This window comes from Herbaspirillum sp. SJZ106 (assembly GCF_006715495.1).
Lineage (GTDB): Bacteria > Pseudomonadota > Gammaproteobacteria > Burkholderiales > Burkholderiaceae_D > Herbaspirillum.
Genome location: NZ_VFNI01000002.1, coordinates 583,487 through 600,242, shown reverse-complemented (window position 1 = coordinate 600,242; position 16,756 = coordinate 583,487). Strand labels below are relative to the sequence as shown.

The window sequence follows — 16,756 nt, the reverse complement described above, 5'->3', positions numbered from 1 at the left end:
CACAAAGGCGGCGTTTTTCAGGTCTTGCGGTTGCCCAGCAGATTGGCCAGCGCCACGAACTGCGCCACCGGCACCGCTTCCGGGCGGGCTTGCGGGTCGACGCCGGCCTGGCGCAATTCCTCTTCGGTGAACAAACCCGCCACGCAGTTGCGGATCACCTTGCGGCGCTGGGAGAAGGCCTTGGTGACCACCTGCGCCAGCAAGTTCTCATCGCAGGGCATGGGCTGCGCCAGCGGAATCATGCGGACAATGGCCGAGTCCACCTTCGGCGGCGGATCGAATGCGGCGGGCGGCACCACGAACAGCAATTCCATGTGATAGCGCCATTGCAGCATCACCGACAGGCGCCCGTAAGCCTTGCCGCCCGGTTCGGCCACCATGCGTTCCACCACTTCCTTTTGCAGCATGAAATGCTGGTCGCGCACCTGCGGCGCAATGCTGGCCAGATGGAACAGCAAGGGGCTGGAAATGTTATACGGCAGGTTGCCGACCACCCGCAACTTTTGCCCGTCAGACACCGGAATGCTGCCGAAATCGAACTTCAATGCGTCGGCCGAATGCACCGTCAGGCGTGCCGGGTCGAAACGTTTTTGCAGGCGCTCGACCAGGTCGCGGTCGAGCTCGACCACGTGCAGGTGCTTGAGGGAGTCGAGCAGCAGGGAAGTCATCGCCGCCAGGCCGGGGCCGATTTCGACCATGGCGTCGTCCGGCTGGGGCTCGATGCAACGGATGATGTCGTACAGGACGGTGTCGTCGGTCAGGAAGTTCTGGCCGAAACGTTTGCGGGGGATGTGTTTCATAGCTTGCCTTGGTTGCGCGCCATCTCGGCGGCGGCGCGGATCGCCACCGTCATGCTGCCGTGGTCGGCATGGCCCAGCCCGCGCGCGGCCAGGTCCAGTGCGGTGCCGTGGTCGACCGAGGTGCGAATCAGCGGCAGCCCCAGCGTGATATTGATGCCGTGGCCGAAGCTGGCGAACTTGAGCACCGGCAGCCCTTGGTCGTGGTACATCGCCAGCACGCAATCGGCGCCTTCCAGGTACTTGGGCTGGAACAGCGTATCGGCCGGATACGGGCCGCGCGCATCGATGCCGCGCTGCTGCGCCGCCTGCAGCGCCGGCGCGATGACGTCGATTTCCTCGCGGCCGAGATAGCCATTCTCGCCGGCATGCGGGTTCAGGCCGGTGACCAGGATGCGCGGCGCGGCGATGCCGAACTTGGCGCGCAAGTCGGACTGGAGGATATCCAGCGTGCGCGCCAGGCTGTCGCCGGTAATGGCGGCCGGCACATCCTTCAAGGCCAGGTGCGTAGTGGCCAACGCCACGCGCAGATGCGGCGCATGTGACGTGGCTGCGCCGGCCAGCATCATCACCACGTGCGGCGTATGCGTGGCTGCGGCCAGGTATTCGGTATGGCCTGAAAACGCCACGCCGGCGTCATTGATGGTGCTCTTTTGCAGCGGCGCGGTGACGATCGCGGCAAAGCCGCCGCTCATCGCCCCTTCGACTGCGAGATCCAGCGCCTGTAGCACGGCGCGGCCATTGCGCGCATCAAGCTGGCCAGGACGCACCGGTTCCGCCACCGGGCAGTCGATGACGGTCAGGCAATCGGCCGGGAAGTCCGGCAAGCCGCTGTTGCGCCAGGCCTGTATCGACAGTGCGGCGACCCGCATCTGCGGGTCGATGCCTTGCGCGGTTTGCGCCAGCAAGGCGGCATCGCCCAACAGTACGCAACGTACTTCAGCGCGCAACTCCCAGGCCGCGCGCAGCGAAATTTCGGGGCCGATGCCTGCCGGTTCGCCGCAGGTGAGCGCGATGATGGGTCGATTCATGGCGTTGGAAAATCCCTCGTCAAAAAAAGCAAGAGCCGGCGCCAGGGCCGGCTTCTTGCTGGGCTCTCATGCTGGCGACGCCAGATGCACAGGCGCGCAGCGCCGCTTGCAACGGGCGCCGCGCGCTGGCCGCATCAGTCGTCGTTACGGTACTCGACATAGGCGCGGTCGCGGATCTGGCGCATCCAGTCTTCGGTGGCCTCCTCGATCTTGCGCTCGCGGATGGCCTGGCGGGCCGCCTGGCGGGTACGCTCCTTGGAAGCGTCGTCGGTCTTGCGCTCAACCACCTGAATCAGGTGGAAGCCGAACGGCGATTCGATCGGCTGGCTGACCTCGCCCGGCTTCAACTGGTCCATCGCGCGCTCGAACTCGGGTACGGTATCGCCCGGGTATACCCAGCCCAGGTCGCCGCCCTTGGCGGCCGACAAGTCGTTCGAATACAGCTTGGCCAGTTCTTCGAAGGTGGCCGAACCGTGGTCCAGGCGCTCCTTCAGTTCGGCCAGCTTGCGCTTGGCGTCGGCCGCGGTGACCACCTGGTTGACCTTGATCAGGATGTGGCGCACATGGGTCTGCTGGACTGCCGGCGCGGCGGCTTGCTGGTTGCCGGCGGCGCGGCGGCCGACCAGTTTCAGGATGTGGAAGCCGTTGCCGCTCTTGAGAATCGCGCTGACCTGCCCCTCCTGCAGCTGGGACACGCCGTCCAGGAACAGTTGCGGCAAGCGCTCGGCCGGACGCCAGCCGAGGTCGCCGCCGGTCAGGGCATCCGTGGCGTCGGAGTAGGTCGCGGCCGTCTTGGCGAAGTCGGCGCCGGTCTTCAACTGGCGCAACACGTCTTCGGCCCGTTCGCGGCGCGCGGCCAGTTGTTCCGGCGAGGCGTTCTCGGGCACGCGGATCAGGATCTGGGCGATGTCCAGCTCCTGGTGCTCGCCGCCGGCATTGGCTTCGGCGGCCAGGTAGTTGTCGATTTCGGATTCGGTGACGGTGACCTTGTTGTCGACTTCACGCTCGCGCAGGCGCTGGCTCAGGATTTCGCGCCGGATTTCCTCGCGGAAGGTTGCGTAGACCATGCCTTCCTTTTCCAGGCGGGCGCGGAATTCCGGCATCGACATCTTGTTCTGCTCGGCGATTCGCTGCATGGCGCGATCCAGCATGGCGTCATCGACCACGATGCCGCTTTCCTTGGCCATCTGCGCCTGGGCGCGCTCGACAATCATGCGCTCGACCAGCTGGCGCACCAATTGATTGCGCGGGGGCACTTGCACGTTCTGCGCAGCCATGCGCTGTTCGACGCTGGCCAGGCGCTCGGCCACTTCCTGGCGCGTGATGACCTCATTGTTGACCACCACCATGATGGAGTCGACCGGCCTGGGTTCCTGCGATGCACGGGCGGCTGGGGCCCGCGCCGGCGCCGCTGCAGGCGGCGTCGCCACCGGCGCGGCGGCGGCCGGCCTGGTTGCCGCAGGCTTGGCCGCGGGCGCCGCAGCCGGCTTGGCGGGCGCCTGTTGCTCCATTTCCGACGGTGCAACCGGGATGATGGTCGTCGCAAATTGCGCCTGCGCATTGCCGATCACGCCCAGCATGCACAGCAGCGCGGTCACTGTTTTGGTTTTTGCGAGGAGTGGTGTACGCATATTACGCATGGATAAGCACTTGGGTCAGGAAAGGGTTAGAAGTTGTCGTTCGCGGTGCTGTCAGGCAAATTCACGTTCTGATAGCCGGGAACGCTGCTCTTGAGCGCATCCAACGGATTGGAGCCGATCTTCGAGAAGCCGTTGAGTTCCAACTGTACAAAGAAACCGGTCGACGCCTTGGTGGAGGAAGTCGGGATCCGCTGCGCCACCACGCGGAACACCCAGCAGTCGGCCTTGTACTCCATGCCCAGCAGGCCTTCGGCCACGGTCTTGTCGGGAATCGAGTAGTTGATGCGGCCCACAGCATACCAGCGTTGCGACACCGGCCATTGTCCGGAGACGTCAACCTGCTTGAGCGGATCCAGCAAACCGGTATAGGGACTCACATAAGTGCGGTCCAGCCGGTATTGCAGGTTCAGCACGCGCTTGGGCGCCGGCTGCCAGCGCACGCCGAAGGTGGAGCGCACCATCTGGCGCAGGGTCTCGCTGTATTGCACCGTATTGTCGGTCGAGAACTCCTTGGAAATCTGTCCGCCCAGCGCCAGCAGCAGGTCGGATTTGCTGCCCAGCGTGGTCGAGGTCGTGCCGCTCAGGACGACCTTGGGGTCGGCGAAGTAATAGCGCTGCCCCACCGCCATGCGCAGGCGCTCCAGGCCGTTTTCCTCGATCAGGCGCGAGGTGATGGCGGCGGTCAGCTGGTTGGCGTCGCTGATGCGGTCATGGCCCGAGAAACGGTTCTCGCTGAAGATCTGCGCGAAGTTGAAGTCGGCCAGGCCCGAATCGAAATTGGGGAGCTGCGACTGGTCGCGGTACGGCGTGCGCACATAGAACAGGCGCGGTTCCAGCGTCTGGGTCATGCTGCGGCCGAGCAGCGTCGATTCGCGCTCGAAGACCAGGCCGGAGTCCAGCGACACCGTCGGCAGCGTGCGCGAGAAGCTGGTGGGCTGCCCCACGCCGACGTTGTTGAGGCGATAGCTGGTGGCGTCCAGGGTCAGCTTGGGCGTGATGAAGTAGCCCGGGCGCACCCACGGATAGGCCACCGTCTGCGTGATGAAGCCGCGGTCGCCGCCGACCAGGTCGCCGCTGGAGAAGCGCGTGAAGTCGGCCGTGGTGGTGAAGTCGAAACCGCCGACATCGTAGCGGCTGCCGCTGAATACGATCTGCGGCACACGGTCGTAAGGCTTGGTGATCGGGTTGTCCACGTCTTGCAGCAACTGGTACTTGGAAACGTGCCCGTACAGGCTCCAGTAGGTGCTGGAATAGGTCAGGCTGACGTCGCGCGTGAGCAGGCGCTGGGTGCTGCCCGTGATCGAATGGGCGAAGTCCGACGGGTAGTCGTTATCGGACGCCTTGTTCAGGTTCCAGGCCAGGGCCAATCCCGGCGCCAGGGTCTGGTTATGCAGCGAAGACAGCGAGTAGCGGCCGGTGCCGGTCACACGGTCCTGGATGCCTTCCACGTAAGTGGTGCCGGAATAGGTATCGCCCAGGTAGCGCGTTTCCGCCCCCAGTTGCAGGCCGCGGCGGACGATGTACTTCGGGACCAGCGTCAAGTCGTAGTTAGGCGCCAGGTTGAAATAGTAAGGCACCGACAACTCGGCGCCGCCGGTCGAGGTCATGCCGTAGGTCGGCGGCAGCACGCCGGATTTGCGCTCGCCTGACAGCGGGAACGACATCCAGGGCGAACCGAGGATGGGCACGTCCTTGAAGTACAGCACGCCGCCCCGCATGGTGCCGACATCGCGTCCGCTATCGAGATCCATGGTGTTGGCGCGCAGGTACCAGTCCGGATCGGTCGCTTCACAGGTGCTGTAGGTGCCCTGCGTCACTTCCGCCTGGTCGTTGGACAGGAAATCGATGCGCTCGGCCTTGCCGCGCCCGCCATTCTTGCCGAGCAGGTAAGTCGGATTGGTCACGAAACCGGCGCCGGATTCCATATTCATCTGCGCATGGTCGCCGGTGTATTGGTCTTGCAGCCGCCGCATCCATACGTGGCCGGTGGCCTCGACCTCATCCTGGATGATGCGGTATTCCGCGCGGTCGGCCTTGATGGTGGTGCTGCCCTTGACCACTTCGACGTCCCGATCCAGGTTCACCTGGCGGTCGGGGCGTCCGGTCATCTGCTCGGCGCTCACGTTGACGGGCGCATCCTGGTCGTCGGCCGGCGCCGCCGGCTTGGGCGCCGTCATCTGCGCATGCACCGCAAGCGGCAGCAGGCCTGAGGCGGATGCCACCACCGCCGACGAAAGCAGGCGCGCCAACCGCCAATTGACAGTGCGTTCAGAGAGAGACTTGGAAAACCGGATCATGAAAAGAGTGGCAAGACACCGTGCAGGCGGATTTTTTGAAGTTAATCCCTTATTATATGGGAACTCAACCACATCAAACGAATTCCTCAGATAGTTCATGTCTTCCCCAAGTTCTTCCCCCGATCGCCGTTTATCCGATTTGCAAGCCTGGCTCGACACCCTCGCCGCCACCCCGGTGCTGTCTTCCACCTTGCGCCCGGCATCGGCCGATGCCAGCTTCCGCCGCTATTTCCGGGTGGACACGCCGGACGGCGGCACCGCCATCGCGATGGATGCGCCGCCGCCGCAAGAAGATGTGCGCCCCTTCATCCATGTCGCCGGCCTGTTCGGCGCCACCGGCGTGACGGTGCCGAAGATCCTGGCGCAAGACACCGAACGCGGTTTCCTGCTGCTCACGGACCTGGGTTCGACCACCTACCTGCACCAGCTCACCGCAGGCAGCGCGCCCAAACTATACATGGATGCGATCGAAGCCTTGGTACTTTTACAAGCGCAAAGCCGGCCCGACGCCCTGCCCGAGTACGACCGCCCGTTGCTGCTGCGCGAACTGGAACTGTTCCGCGAGTGGTATATCGGCCGCCACCTGGGCGTGACGCTGAGCGACGAACAGAACGCGGTGCTGACCAAGACCTTCGACGCCATCCTGGCCAACAACCTGGCGCAACCGCAGGTCTACGTGCACCGCGACTATCATTCGCGCAACCTGATGGTGCTGCCCACGGGCAACCCCGGCATCCTGGATTTCCAGGACGCGGTCTACGGCCCCATCACCTACGACCTGGTCTCGCTGCTGCGCGACGCCTACATCCAGTGGGACGAGGAGCTGGTGCTGGACTGGGCCATCCGCTACTGGGAAAAGGCGCGCCGCGCCGGCCTGCCGGTGGCGCCCGACATCGACAGTTTCTACCGCGACTTCGAATGGATGGGCCTGCAGCGCCACCTCAAGGTGCTGGGCATCTTCGCCCGCCTGTACCACCGCGACGGCAAGGACGGCTACCTGAAGGACATGCCGCTGGTCATGGAATACACGCTCAAGACCGCGCGCCGCTACGTCGCCTTCACGCCGCTGGTGCGCCTGATCGAAAAGCTCGAACAGGAACACGCGCCCAAGTTCGGCTATACGTTCTAAGGGTCCATGCACATGAAAGCCATGATCTTCGCAGCCGGCCGCGGCGAGCGCATGCGCCCGCTGACCGACACCTGCCCCAAGCCGCTGCTGAAAGTGCGCGGCCGCCCGCTGATCGTATGGCAGATCCTGTCGCTGGTGCGCGCCGGCATCACCGAGATCGTCATCAACCACGCCCACCTGGGCCAGCAGATCGAGGAAGCGCTGGGCGACGGCGGCAAGTTCGGCGCACAATTGCATTACTCGCCTGAAGACAGCGCGCTGGAAACCGCCGGCGGCATTGCCAAGGCGCGTCATCTGCTGGGCGAGGCGCCCTTCGTGGCCGTCTCGGGCGACATCTGGTGCCCGCACTTCGACTACGAGCAGGTCAAGACCGTGCTGGAAGACGAAGACCCGTGGGGCAACCCGCTGCCGTTGGACAAGCGCGACGTGGCCTGGATCTGGCTGGTCAAGAATCCGCCGTTCCATCCGGATGGCGACTTCGCGCTCAACAATTTCTCCATCGCCAATGAAGGCGAGAACAAGCTGACCTTCGCCAACATCGGGGTCTACCGTCCGCAGATGTTCGACGCCATCGCGCCCGGCCAGCACGCCAAGCTCGGCCCGCTGCTGCGCGAATACGCCGCGCGCGGCCAGGTCGGCGGCGACGTCTACCGCGGCGACTGGCACAACGTCGGCACCATCGATCAACTGGAAGCACTCAATCAGCCGCCAGGAGGCATACGTCCATGAGCTTCAACGCCACGCCCTTCGCCGAACGCCGCGCCCGCCTCATCGCCAGCATGCAACAGGCCGGCGGCGGGGTCGCCATCATCCCGACCGCGCCGGAAGTCATGCGCAACCGCGATGCCGACTACCCCTACCGCCACGACAGCTATTTCTACTACCTGAGCGGCTTCACCGAACCCGAAGCGGTGCTGGTGCTGGTGGCGGGCAAGGAAAACCGCAGCATCCTGTTCTGCCGCGACAAGAACCTGGAGCGTGAGATCTGGGACGGCTACCGCTTCGGCCCCCAGGCGGCGCAGCAGGAATTCGGCTTCGACGCCGCCCATCCCATCGACGAGCTCGACAAAAGCATGCCGGCGTTGCTGGCCGACGCCCCCGCCGTCTATTACGCGCTGGGCCACGACGACCGCCGCGATGCCCAGTTGCAGCGCTGGCTGCAAGGCGTGCGCGCCCTCTCACGCAGCGGCGTGGCGGCGCCCGGCTCGATCATCGACGTCAGCGTCCTGCTGGACGACATGCGCCTGTTCAAGGACGCCTTCGAGATCGACCTGATGAAGCGCGCCGGCATCATCTCGGCCGAAGCCCATTGCCGCGCCATGCGCCTGTCCCGCCCCGGCCTGCGCGAATACCACCTGGAAGCCGAACTGCTGCACGAATTCCGCCGCAACGGTTCGCAATATCCGGCCTACGGTTCCATCGTCGCCACCGGCGCCAATTCCTGCGTGCTGCACTACCGCGCCGGCGACGCCGAACTGAAGGACGGCGATCTGGTGCTCATCGACGCCGGCTGCGAACTGGACAGCTACGCCTCAGACATCACCCGCACCTTCCCGGCCAACGGCAAGTTCTCCGGCCCGCAGAGGGAGCTATACGACATCGTGCTGGCCGCGCAGAATGCCGCCGTCGCCGAAATCGTTCCCGGCAAGCGCTTCATGGATGGCCACGACGCCGCCGTGCGCGTGCTGGCGCAAGGCATGCTCGACACCGGCCTGCTGGACAAGAACAAGGTCGGCTCGCTGCAGGACGTGATCGAGAAAGGCGACTACCGCCAGTTCTACATGCACCGCACCGGCCACTGGCTGGGCATGGACGTGCACGACGTCGGCGACTACCGCGACCCGCCGGCCGCCGACGGCAGCAAGCCCTGGCGCACGCTGCAACCGGGCATGGTGCTGACCGTCGAGCCGGGCATCTACGTGCGCCCGGGCGAAGGCGTGCCGGAACAATACTGGAACATCGGCATCCGCATCGAAGACGATGCCCACGTCACGCCCACCGGCTGCGAACTGCTGACCACCGGCGTGCCGAGCAAGGCCGACGACATCGAAGCGTTGATGCGCCAGGGCTGACCCGACGCCGCCGCATCACCCGACATCTATTTCCCGCGCCATGCACATCGCCGACTTCGACCTGATCATCTGCGGCGGCGGCCCGGTAGGCCTGTGCGCCGTCGGCCTGCTGGCGCGCCGCGGACTGGATGCCGCGCGCATCGCGCTGGTCGACCTGAAAACGCCGGAACAGGCCGCCGCCGATCCGCGCACCATCGCCCTCTCCTACGGCAGCCGCCAGATCATGGAAGAACTGGGCGGGTGGCATGGCGTGGAAAAAACCGCGACCATCATCGAACAGATCCACGTCTCGCGCCGCGGCCATTTCGGCCGCACCCTGCTCGACTGCAAGGATTACGACCTGCCTGCCCTCGGCTATGTGGCCCGCTACGGCAGCATCAACCAGGCGCTGGCGACGGCTACCGGCGGCTTGGGGCTGAACCTGTTCCGCCCGGCCGAAGTGGTGGCGCTGACCGAGGAACACGACCACGTCGCCGTCTCGCTGCAAGATGGCCGGGTGCTGCGCGCGACGCTGGCGATCCAGGCCGAGGGCGGCGTATTCGGCCAACAGCAGCAAAAAGGCGTACAGCGCGATTACCGGCAACTGGCGTTGATTACCCATGTGCACGCCGACCAAGCCGTCGCCCACCGCGCCTTCGAACGCTTTACCGATGAAGGGCCGCTGGCCCTGCTGCCGCAGGACGACGGCTACGCGCTGGTCTGGTGCGTGCGGCCCGCCACCGGCGAACGCCTGCTGGCGCTGGACGACGGCGCCTTCCTGGCGGCCCTGAACCAGGCTTTCGGCGAGCGCGTCGGCCGCTTCACCCGCACCGGACCGCGCCACTCCTATGCACTGGGCCTGAACGCCAAACCCGGCCGGACGCAGCGCGTGGTCGCCATCGGCAATGCCGCCCAGACGCTGCACCCGGTGGCCGGCCAGGGCCTGAACCTCGGCCTGCGCGACGCCAGGGTACTGGCCGATATACTGGCGCGCGAACGGACACCGGAGGCATTGCAGCAATTCCACCATCGCCGCGGCCAGGACCGCGACCTGACCATCCGCCTGACCGACCTCATGGCCCGCATCTTCGCCAGCGCGCCGCAAGGCACGCCGGCGCAGGCGCTGCTGGGACTGTCGCTGGGCGCGATCGACCTGCTGCCCACGGCGCGCGGCCTGCTGGCCGGACAAATGATGTTCGGCCGGCGCTGATCGGCCATCCGCTTCTGCATGGTGCGATTCCGCCCCGGGCCGCGGCATGAGACAATGCCGCCATCGCGGCCCTGCCGCACCAACACAGCCCAATCGCCTTCCGCCATGAGACAAGATCCGCGCTTCAAGAACCTGTACATCCTCGACCACCCGCTGATCCAGCACAAGCTCACGCACATGCGCGACAAGCGCACGTCCACCCGCACCTTCCGCGACCTGCTGCGCGAAATCACCTTGCTGATGGGCTATGAAATCACGCGCGACCTGCCGCTGACCACCGAAACCATCGAGACTCCGCTGGTGAGCTACGAAGCCCCGGTGATCGCCGGCCGCAAGCTGGCCATCGTGCCGGTGCTGCGCGCCGGCGTTGGCATGAGCGATGGGCTGCTGGAATTGATCCCCTCGGCGCGCGTGGGACACATCGGCGTCTATCGCGACGAGAACCACCAGCCGGTCGAATACCTGGTGCGCCTGCCGGACCTGCAAGACCGCACCATGATCCTGTGCGACCCGATGGTCGCCACCGGCAACTCTGCCGTGTACGCGGTGGATGCGCTCAAGAAGCGCGGCGTGCCGGCCGCGCACATCATGTTCGTGGCGCTGGTGGCCGCGCCGGAAGGCGTGCAAGTGTTCACCGATGCCCATCCGGACGTGAAGCTGTATGTGGCGTCGCTGGACTCGCACCTGGACAGCCATGCCTACATCGTCCCCGGCCTGGGCGATGCGGGCGACCGGATCTTCGGCACCAAATAAACCGGAATCGCCACGCAACGTGGCGACAACCAGGCAAGAAAAAGCCCATCATGACCAATTGGTTATGATGGGCTTTCAAATTCTGGTGCTGGCTGCAGGACTTGAACCCGCCACCCCCTGATTACAAGTCCGGCGCAGAATTTAATTAAATCAAATACTTAGCCCAATTTTTGCTCCGCAATTAAAAAGAATAGTGCCTCGCAAAGCCTTATTGGGCCTCGCTCATTAAAGAATTGCGGAGCGGAATTTCCGTTGCCGGATACGAATGTTTGCTACAGTTGCCGATGTCCGCAATCGGCCAGTAGCAGCCGTTTCGCAGAAAAAACAAATTATGCTGATATACATCTATCTCGCTGTGACTCTTCTGGCGATCCTGACGGCACTCATCGCCCCGTGGCGATATCTTCGGCAACAGGAGACGTTGCTACCCTCCGACATCGTCTTGCCTTTTGCACCGGCGTTATTCGTGGCGTTCGGACTGGCGCTTCTCAATGATGCTGCACAAGTTGGGTGGGGAGGGATTTTGTATCCAACGATTGCCATATTGCCGGGAGCTATCCTCCTGAATGTCAGGGCGTTCTTTTTGAGGAGGCTGAGCGTCTCACCGGAAAAGATATCTATAGGTTTGCTGACCGCTGCTTCGGTGATAGCGTTTCTTTTCGGTGGAATGATTTCGCCTTGGTACGAATGAATAGTCGGTTTCTTATTCGCTTCCGGCCAGAAGCAGACTCCTGTTGGCCGAGCTTTACGGTCATAAATTGCACATCCAGAGAACCTGAGATTTTCTATGCGACTCCTGAGTAAACCATTGCCTGCGTACTCGACTTGGACTTTTTGCAACCTTGCTGGAATGGCGCTGTACTTGCTACTGGCATCTCAAATATGGCCAATTGACGGTGAGGAGGGTACTCCGGGCGGTCCGGGAGATGCCTTTTACGTGTTCTTTGTGCTTTGGCCATTTCTCTTAAGTATTTTAGTAATGCTTTTCGTCTCGTTTTTTTTGTTCATCCGCACCGCAAGAAAGAAAAGGACTGCATTACTTGTGTGGATCATCGTCGCCGCTTTGTGGGGTGGAGTGGTCCAGATTGATCGCGCGAGGAATGCATATGAGATCGCGGCGGAGTATTCTTGATACGGAGGAAGTCTGCAATCGGCCAGAAGCAGACTTAGCATGCAAAAAAATAGCCCGATAAATTCGGGCTATTTTTTTGCGAGTAAAAATGCTCCTGTTTTAGCGACTACACAAAATCACCAAAAAACAGCCTGCTCCGCAAAAAAAGTGCATTGCGGAACAAAATAAAAAGGCTCTCCGGTCGGAGAGCCTTATAAATACTGGTGCTGGCTGCAGGACTTGAACCCGCCACCCCCTGATTACAAGTCAGGTGCTCTACCAGATGAGCTAAGCCAGCAAAAACTTTAGCCGGCGATTATAGCCTACTTGATGCGGGTAAGTACAGGGCGTCCGCCTTTTTTCGGTGGTTCCGGGTCGTCATCGCCTGGCGCTTCGGTTGTGGCCGGTTTTTTCTCGGGTTCGGATACCGGGACGGAAGACAGCATGGGGGCGCCCCCATCTTTTTCACTGTCTTGCTCGGCCTCGCCGGGCGCAGTGTCCAGGTTGGGCGCTTCGAAGGCCATGCCCTGCCCGTTCTCGCGGGCGTAGATGGCGATGACGTTCTCGACCGGGATCAGGATGTCCCTGGAAACGCCGCCAAAACGCGCGCTGAAGCGGATGCTGTCATTTTCCATCTTCAGGCCGCTGGTGGCTTCGAAACTGATATTGAGGACGATTTCGCCGTTCTTGACGAATTGCATCGGCACCCGCGTATGGCTGTCGACCACTACTGCGATGTGGGGGGTGAAGCCGTTGTCGGTGCACCACTCGTAAATGGCGCGCAGCAGATAAGGCTTGGTGGAAACTTCGGGCATGACTGGGTGTGTAGTGCGATGCACGGGCATGGGCCTGCGCATCTGCCGGCATGGCCGGGGTGGAACTGCAAAACGGTCTGGACTGCTGCCGCCGTCCCGGCCAAAGGGGCGGGAACGGGCGGCATGTACGGCATGTGCGACTTAACGGCGCATGACCTTTTCCGACGGGGTCAGCGCTTCGATGTAGGCCGGGCGCGAGAAAATGCGCTCGGCGTACTTCATCAGCGGTGCTGCAGTCTTGGACAACTCGATGCCATAGTGATCCAGGCGCCACAACAGCGGGGCCAGCGCCACGTCCAGCATGGAGAATTCGTCGCCCAGCATGTACTTGTTCTTCAGGAACAGGGGCGCCAATTGGGTCAGGCGGTCGCGGATTTCGTTGCGCGCCTTTTCCTGGTTCTTCTCGGCGGCCTTGGACTTCTCGTTCTCCAGCGTGTGCACGTGGATGAACAGCTCCTTCTCGAAGTTGAACAGCATCAGGCGGGCGCGGGCGCGCATGAGCGGGTCGGCCGGCATCAGTTGCGGATGCGGGAAACGCTCATCGATGTATTCGTTGATGATGTTCGACTCGTACAGCACCAGGTCGCGCTCGACCAGGATCGGCACCTGGCCGTAGGGGTTCATGACGGAAATGTCTTCCGGCTTGTTGAACAGGTCAACATCGCGGATTTCGAAGTCCATGCCCTTCTCGAACAGGACAAGGCGGCAACGTTGCGAAAATGGGCAGGTCGTGCCCGAATAAAGAACCATCATTTTGTAGAGCCCTAAAAACAAAAGGGGGGCGAGACGCATAACGCTCACCCCGATACGCAATTCCGCAAACTTCGCGGAGTCGAGATTTTACTTGACGTTCTTCCAGTAGGAAGCGTTCAGACGCCAGGTCAGAACCAGGAAGACGCCCAGGAACAACAATACCCAGACGCCAAGCCGTTTACGCGTATTCTGCGCAGGTTCGGCCATCCACTCAAGATAACCGACCAGATCGGCGACGGCGCTATCATATTCGATTGCGCTCATCTTGCCCGGTTTGATCTGCTCGAATCCCGCGAATTTGTGGATAGTCTTGCCTTCGTCGTGGGGATCTTTCTCCTCGACGTACTTGGCGCCCCGGATTCCTTGCAATTCCCACAACACATGCGGCATGCCGACGTTGGGGAAAAGCATGTTGTTCCAGCCGGTGGGGCGGCTGTCGTCCTTATAATAACTGCGCAGGTAGGTATAAATCCAGTCCGGACCGGATCCAAGTCCCGATGCCTTGGCCCGCGCGATCACCGAAAGGTCCGGTGGCGTGGCCCCGAACCAGGCTTTGGCATCCTGCGGCTGCATCGAAATTTTCATCAGATCTCCGACTTTTTCCCCTGTAAACAAGAGGTTATTCTTGATCTGGTCTTCCGACAGGCCGATGTCGCGCAAGCGGTTGTAGCGCATCGATGATGCCGCATGGCAATTCAGGCAATAGTTGACGAACAGTTTGGCGCCGTTTTGCAATGCAGAAACATCCTTGGTGCGATCCGGCGCATGATCCAGCGCAAAATCGCCCTCGTTGGCGCAAGCCAACGCCGGCAACAGCGCCAGCGTGGCGATCAGTCTCTTCAGCAATTTCATATTCTTGTCCTTTTGGCGGCTGGCTTAGTGCGGATGGTAGACGACACGGTCGGGCACCGGCTTGAATGTGCCGGCGGCGCTCCACCACGGCATCAGCAGGAAGAAGCCGAGGTAGATGATCGAGCAGACCTGTGAGATGACAGTACCGATGGCAGTCGGCGGCTGCACGCCCAGATAACCCAGCGCAATGAAGGCAATGCCAAAGACAAGGTAAATATATTTATGCCAGTCCGGACGGTAACGGATGGACTTGACCTGCGACTGGTCCAGCCAAGGCAAGCCGCCCAGGATCACCACCGACAGCCCCATCAGCACCACGCCCCAGAACTTGGCGTCGAACACCAGCATGCCGGCGATCACGGCCAGGCCGATGACGATGGCGGCGATCTTGAATGCCCCGGCCAGGCGCGACTTGAACACCAGCAGGGCGACATAGGCCGCCACCCCGGCGATCAGCCAGCCCATGAAGTCGGCCGTCGTGGCGCGCAGGATCGAATAGAACGGCGTGAAGTACCACACCGGCGCGATGTGCGGCGGCGTCTTGAGCGAATCGGCCGGGATGAAGTTGTTGTACTCCAGGAAGTAGCCGCCCATCTCCGGCGCGAAGAACACCACTGCCGAGAACACGATCAGGAAGATCGACACGGCGAAGATGTCGTGCACCGAATAGTACGGGTGGAACGGCACGCCATCCAGCGGCACGCCGTTGGCGTCAAGCTTTTCCTTGATCTCGATGCCGTCTGGATTGTTCGAGCCGACTTCGTGCAGCGCGATGATGTGCGCCACCACCAGGCCGATCAGCACCAGCGGAATGGCGATCACGTGGAACGAGAAGAAGCGGTTCAGGGTAGCGTCCGACACCACGTAGTCGCCGCGGATCCACAGCGACAGGTCAGGGCCGATGAAGGGAATCGCGCCGAACAGGTTGACGATCACCTGCGCGCCCCAGTACGACATCTGCCCCCAGGGCAGCAGGTAGCCCATGAAGGCCTCGCCCATCAGGCACAGGAAGATCGCCACGCCGAACAGCCATACCAGCTCGCGCGGCTTGCGGTAGGAACCGTAGAGCAGGCCGCGCACCATGTGCAGGTAGACCACGATGAAGAAGGCCGATGCGCCGGTCGAGTGCATGTAGCGCACCAGCCAGCCCCAGGGCACATCGCGCATGATGTATTCCACCGAGGCGAAGGCCAGGTTGGCGTCGGGCTTATAGTGCATCACCAGGAAGATGCCGGTGACGATCTGGATCACCAGCACCAACAGCGCCAGCGAGCCGAAGGCGTACCAGAAATTGAAGTTCTTGGGCGCGTAATACTCGGAAAGATGGGCTTTCCAGGTCGAGGTCAGCGGAAAGCGGGCATCGATCCAGTTCAGCGCCTTGGCGGAAACCGGCGCATCGTCGGGCAGTTTCTTTTCGTGGAATGCACCCATGATCACGCCTCCCCTTTTTCGTCTTTGCCGATGACCAGCTTGCTGTCGCCTTCGAACATGTAACGCGGCACCTGGAGGTTGTCCGGGGACGGCTTGTTCTTGTAGACGCGTCCGGCAAGATCGAACGTGGAACCGTGGCAGGGGCACAGGAAACCGCCATGCCAGTCATCCGGCAGCGAAGGCTGCGGGCCCGATTGGAAACGTGCGCTGGGAGAGCAGCCCAGGTGCGGGCAGATGCCGACCACGACCAGGACATCCTTGCGGATGGAGCGCCATTCGTTGAGCGCATAGTCGGGCGTCTCGGAGAAATCGGTGCGCTTGGACTGCGGATCGGCCACGGCGCCATCGACCTGCTTGAGCGACGCCACCATCTCTGGGGTGCGCTTGAGAATCCAGACCGGCTTGCCGCGCCATTCCACGGTACGCATTTCACCGGGAGCCAAGGTTGAAATATCGACTTCAACCGGTGCGCCCGCAGCCTTGGCCCGTTCCGATGGCTGCAAGGTGGAGACAAAAGCTCCGGCAGTGGCCAACCCGGCTACACCGCCGGCCGCGCAAGTGGCAACAAGCAAACCGCGTCGACTTGCGTCGACCTGATTCTCATCCGTCATAAAGACCCCTATCTCCATATGTAAGTTAGCGTGGACCTTCTAAGTGACCCTCATGCAACTTTTGATTATATATAAGCTGAATAGGGTTTTGAAGCTAACGGGCAGTTATGGCGCCGACTGGCGCAAAAAACCGTTTGATGCAGCGCAACCTGTTGTCAATCTGATCTTTTCTCCTCTTATTTTGCGATGCCACATAAAATGGCGGCCAATTTACTTTTCATCCGCGACGGGATATAACGCCCTAGCGCCATCCCTTCGTAGACAAACAGCAACCT

General features: G+C 62.4%; 15 protein-coding genes and 1 tRNA gene. 6 read left to right on the top strand and 10 right to left on the bottom strand.

Going from position 1 to position 16,756, the window contains the following annotated elements; genetic code table 11:
* Positions 1-17 precede the first annotated feature (17 nt).
* The 4 genes from rsmA to FB598_RS07970 all read right to left on the bottom strand — a co-directional run bounded on the left by rsmA (position 18) and on the right by FB598_RS07970 (position 5,765).
* The gene (gene rsmA / locus FB598_RS07985) at positions 18-800 is read right to left on the bottom strand and encodes a 16S rRNA (adenine(1518)-N(6)/adenine(1519)-N(6))-dimethyltransferase RsmA (protein WP_141913679.1); all 783 of its coding nucleotides are present in this window, start codon (positions 798-800) and stop codon (positions 18-20) included.
* Entirely contained in the window at positions 797-1,828 is a 1,032-nt protein-coding gene (gene pdxA / locus FB598_RS07980; RefSeq protein ID WP_141913680.1) for a 4-hydroxythreonine-4-phosphate dehydrogenase PdxA, read from the bottom strand. Before pdxA ends, rsmA begins: the two co-directional genes overlap by 4 nt.
* 134 nt (positions 1,829-1,962) lie before the next feature.
* Positions 1,963-3,468 (bottom strand): peptidylprolyl isomerase, encoded by a 1,506-nt coding sequence (locus tag FB598_RS07975; RefSeq protein ID WP_141913681.1) that lies wholly within the window; start codon positions 3,466-3,468, stop codon positions 1,963-1,965.
* A 26-nt stretch (positions 3,469-3,494) separates the two neighbouring features.
* Positions 3,495-5,765 carry an LPS-assembly protein LptD gene (locus FB598_RS07970; RefSeq protein WP_141913682.1) on the bottom strand — a complete coding sequence of 757 codons (2,271 nt, stop codon included), beginning with the start codon at positions 5,763-5,765 and terminating at the stop codon, positions 3,495-3,497.
* A gap of 97 nt (positions 5,766-5,862) precedes the next feature.
* Here FB598_RS07970 and FB598_RS07965 point away from each other — a divergent pair, with 97 nt between their 5' ends.
* The 6 genes from FB598_RS07965 to FB598_RS07940 all read left to right on the top strand — a co-directional run bounded on the left by FB598_RS07965 (position 5,863) and on the right by FB598_RS07940 (position 11,599).
* Positions 5,863-6,894, top strand: coding sequence for an aminoglycoside phosphotransferase family protein (locus FB598_RS07965; protein ID WP_141913683.1), 1,032 nt, complete (start codon positions 5,863-5,865; stop codon positions 6,892-6,894).
* Positions 6,895-6,906: 12 nt separating this feature from the next.
* The gene (gene murU, locus FB598_RS07960; RefSeq protein WP_141913684.1) at positions 6,907-7,623 is read left to right on the top strand and encodes an N-acetylmuramate alpha-1-phosphate uridylyltransferase MurU; all 717 of its coding nucleotides are present in this window, start codon (positions 6,907-6,909) and stop codon (positions 7,621-7,623) included.
* On the top strand, positions 7,620-8,966 hold the full coding sequence (gene pepP / locus FB598_RS07955; protein ID WP_141913685.1) for a Xaa-Pro aminopeptidase: 1,347 nt from the start codon (positions 7,620-7,622) through the stop codon (positions 8,964-8,966). Before murU ends, pepP begins: the two co-directional genes overlap by 4 nt.
* Before the next feature lie 40 nt (positions 8,967-9,006).
* Complete coding sequence (locus FB598_RS07950) at positions 9,007-10,155, top strand: FAD-dependent monooxygenase (RefSeq protein WP_141913686.1); 1,149 nt, start codon at positions 9,007-9,009, stop codon at positions 10,153-10,155.
* Between the two features lie 105 nt (positions 10,156-10,260).
* The gene (gene upp / locus FB598_RS07945) at positions 10,261-10,908 is read left to right on the top strand and encodes a uracil phosphoribosyltransferase (RefSeq protein ID WP_141913687.1); all 648 of its coding nucleotides are present in this window, start codon (positions 10,261-10,263) and stop codon (positions 10,906-10,908) included.
* Between the two features lie 265 nt (positions 10,909-11,173).
* Positions 11,174-11,599, top strand: coding sequence for a hypothetical protein (locus tag FB598_RS07940; protein WP_141913688.1), 426 nt, complete (start codon positions 11,174-11,176; stop codon positions 11,597-11,599).
* A gap of 642 nt (positions 11,600-12,241) precedes the next feature.
* Here the strand turns inward: FB598_RS07940 and FB598_RS07935 are convergent.
* The 6 genes from FB598_RS07935 to petA all read right to left on the bottom strand — a co-directional run bounded on the left by FB598_RS07935 (position 12,242) and on the right by petA (position 16,481).
* Positions 12,242-12,317: transfer RNA gene (locus FB598_RS07935), tRNA-Thr, on the bottom strand.
* A gap of 25 nt (positions 12,318-12,342) precedes the next feature.
* Entirely contained in the window at positions 12,343-12,834 is a 492-nt protein-coding gene (locus FB598_RS07930; RefSeq protein ID WP_141913689.1) for a ClpXP protease specificity-enhancing factor, read from the bottom strand.
* A gap of 141 nt (positions 12,835-12,975) precedes the next feature.
* Positions 12,976-13,587, bottom strand: a complete 612-nt coding sequence (locus tag FB598_RS07925) for a glutathione S-transferase N-terminal domain-containing protein (protein WP_141913690.1) — start codon at positions 13,585-13,587, stop codon at positions 12,976-12,978.
* An 87-nt stretch (positions 13,588-13,674) separates the two neighbouring features.
* Entirely contained in the window at positions 13,675-14,439 is a 765-nt protein-coding gene (locus FB598_RS07920; protein WP_141913691.1) for a cytochrome c1, read from the bottom strand.
* Between the two features lie 24 nt (positions 14,440-14,463).
* Entirely contained in the window at positions 14,464-15,870 is a 1,407-nt protein-coding gene (locus FB598_RS07915; protein WP_141913692.1) for a cytochrome bc complex cytochrome b subunit, read from the bottom strand.
* Positions 15,871-15,872: 2 nt separating this feature from the next.
* The gene (petA, locus tag FB598_RS07910) at positions 15,873-16,481 is read right to left on the bottom strand and encodes a ubiquinol-cytochrome c reductase iron-sulfur subunit (protein WP_141913693.1); all 609 of its coding nucleotides are present in this window, start codon (positions 16,479-16,481) and stop codon (positions 15,873-15,875) included.
* Between the last annotated feature and the right edge of the window lie 275 nt (positions 16,482-16,756).

Bases quoted from the DNA above. Each gene is read 5' to 3' on its own strand.
- rsmA (WP_141913679.1), bottom strand. From the start codon at position 800: ATGAAACACATCCCCCGCAAACGTTTCGGCCAGAACTTCCTGACCGAC.
- pdxA (WP_141913680.1), bottom strand. From the start codon at position 1,828: ATGAATCGACCCATCATCGCGCTCACCTGCGGCGAACCGGCAGGCATC.
- FB598_RS07975 (WP_141913681.1), bottom strand. From the start codon at position 3,468: ATGCGTAATATGCGTACACCACTCCTCGCAAAAACCAAAACAGTGACC.
- FB598_RS07970 (WP_141913682.1), bottom strand. From the start codon at position 5,765: ATGATCCGGTTTTCCAAGTCTCTCTCTGAACGCACTGTCAATTGGCGG.
- FB598_RS07965 (WP_141913683.1), top strand. From the start codon at position 5,863: ATGTCTTCCCCAAGTTCTTCCCCCGATCGCCGTTTATCCGATTTGCAA.
- murU (WP_141913684.1), top strand. From the start codon at position 6,907: ATGAAAGCCATGATCTTCGCAGCCGGCCGCGGCGAGCGCATGCGCCCG.
- pepP (WP_141913685.1), top strand. From the start codon at position 7,620: ATGAGCTTCAACGCCACGCCCTTCGCCGAACGCCGCGCCCGCCTCATC.
- FB598_RS07950 (WP_141913686.1), top strand. From the start codon at position 9,007: ATGCACATCGCCGACTTCGACCTGATCATCTGCGGCGGCGGCCCGGTA.
- upp (WP_141913687.1), top strand. From the start codon at position 10,261: ATGAGACAAGATCCGCGCTTCAAGAACCTGTACATCCTCGACCACCCG.
- FB598_RS07940 (WP_141913688.1), top strand. From the start codon at position 11,174: ATGTTTGCTACAGTTGCCGATGTCCGCAATCGGCCAGTAGCAGCCGTT.
- FB598_RS07930 (WP_141913689.1), bottom strand. From the start codon at position 12,834: ATGCCCGAAGTTTCCACCAAGCCTTATCTGCTGCGCGCCATTTACGAG.
- FB598_RS07925 (WP_141913690.1), bottom strand. From the start codon at position 13,587: ATGATGGTTCTTTATTCGGGCACGACCTGCCCATTTTCGCAACGTTGC.
- FB598_RS07920 (WP_141913691.1), bottom strand. From the start codon at position 14,439: ATGAAATTGCTGAAGAGACTGATCGCCACGCTGGCGCTGTTGCCGGCG.
- FB598_RS07915 (WP_141913692.1), bottom strand. From the start codon at position 15,870: ATGGGTGCATTCCACGAAAAGAAACTGCCCGACGATGCGCCGGTTTCC.
- petA (WP_141913693.1), bottom strand. From the start codon at position 16,481: ATGACGGATGAGAATCAGGTCGACGCAAGTCGACGCGGTTTGCTTGTT.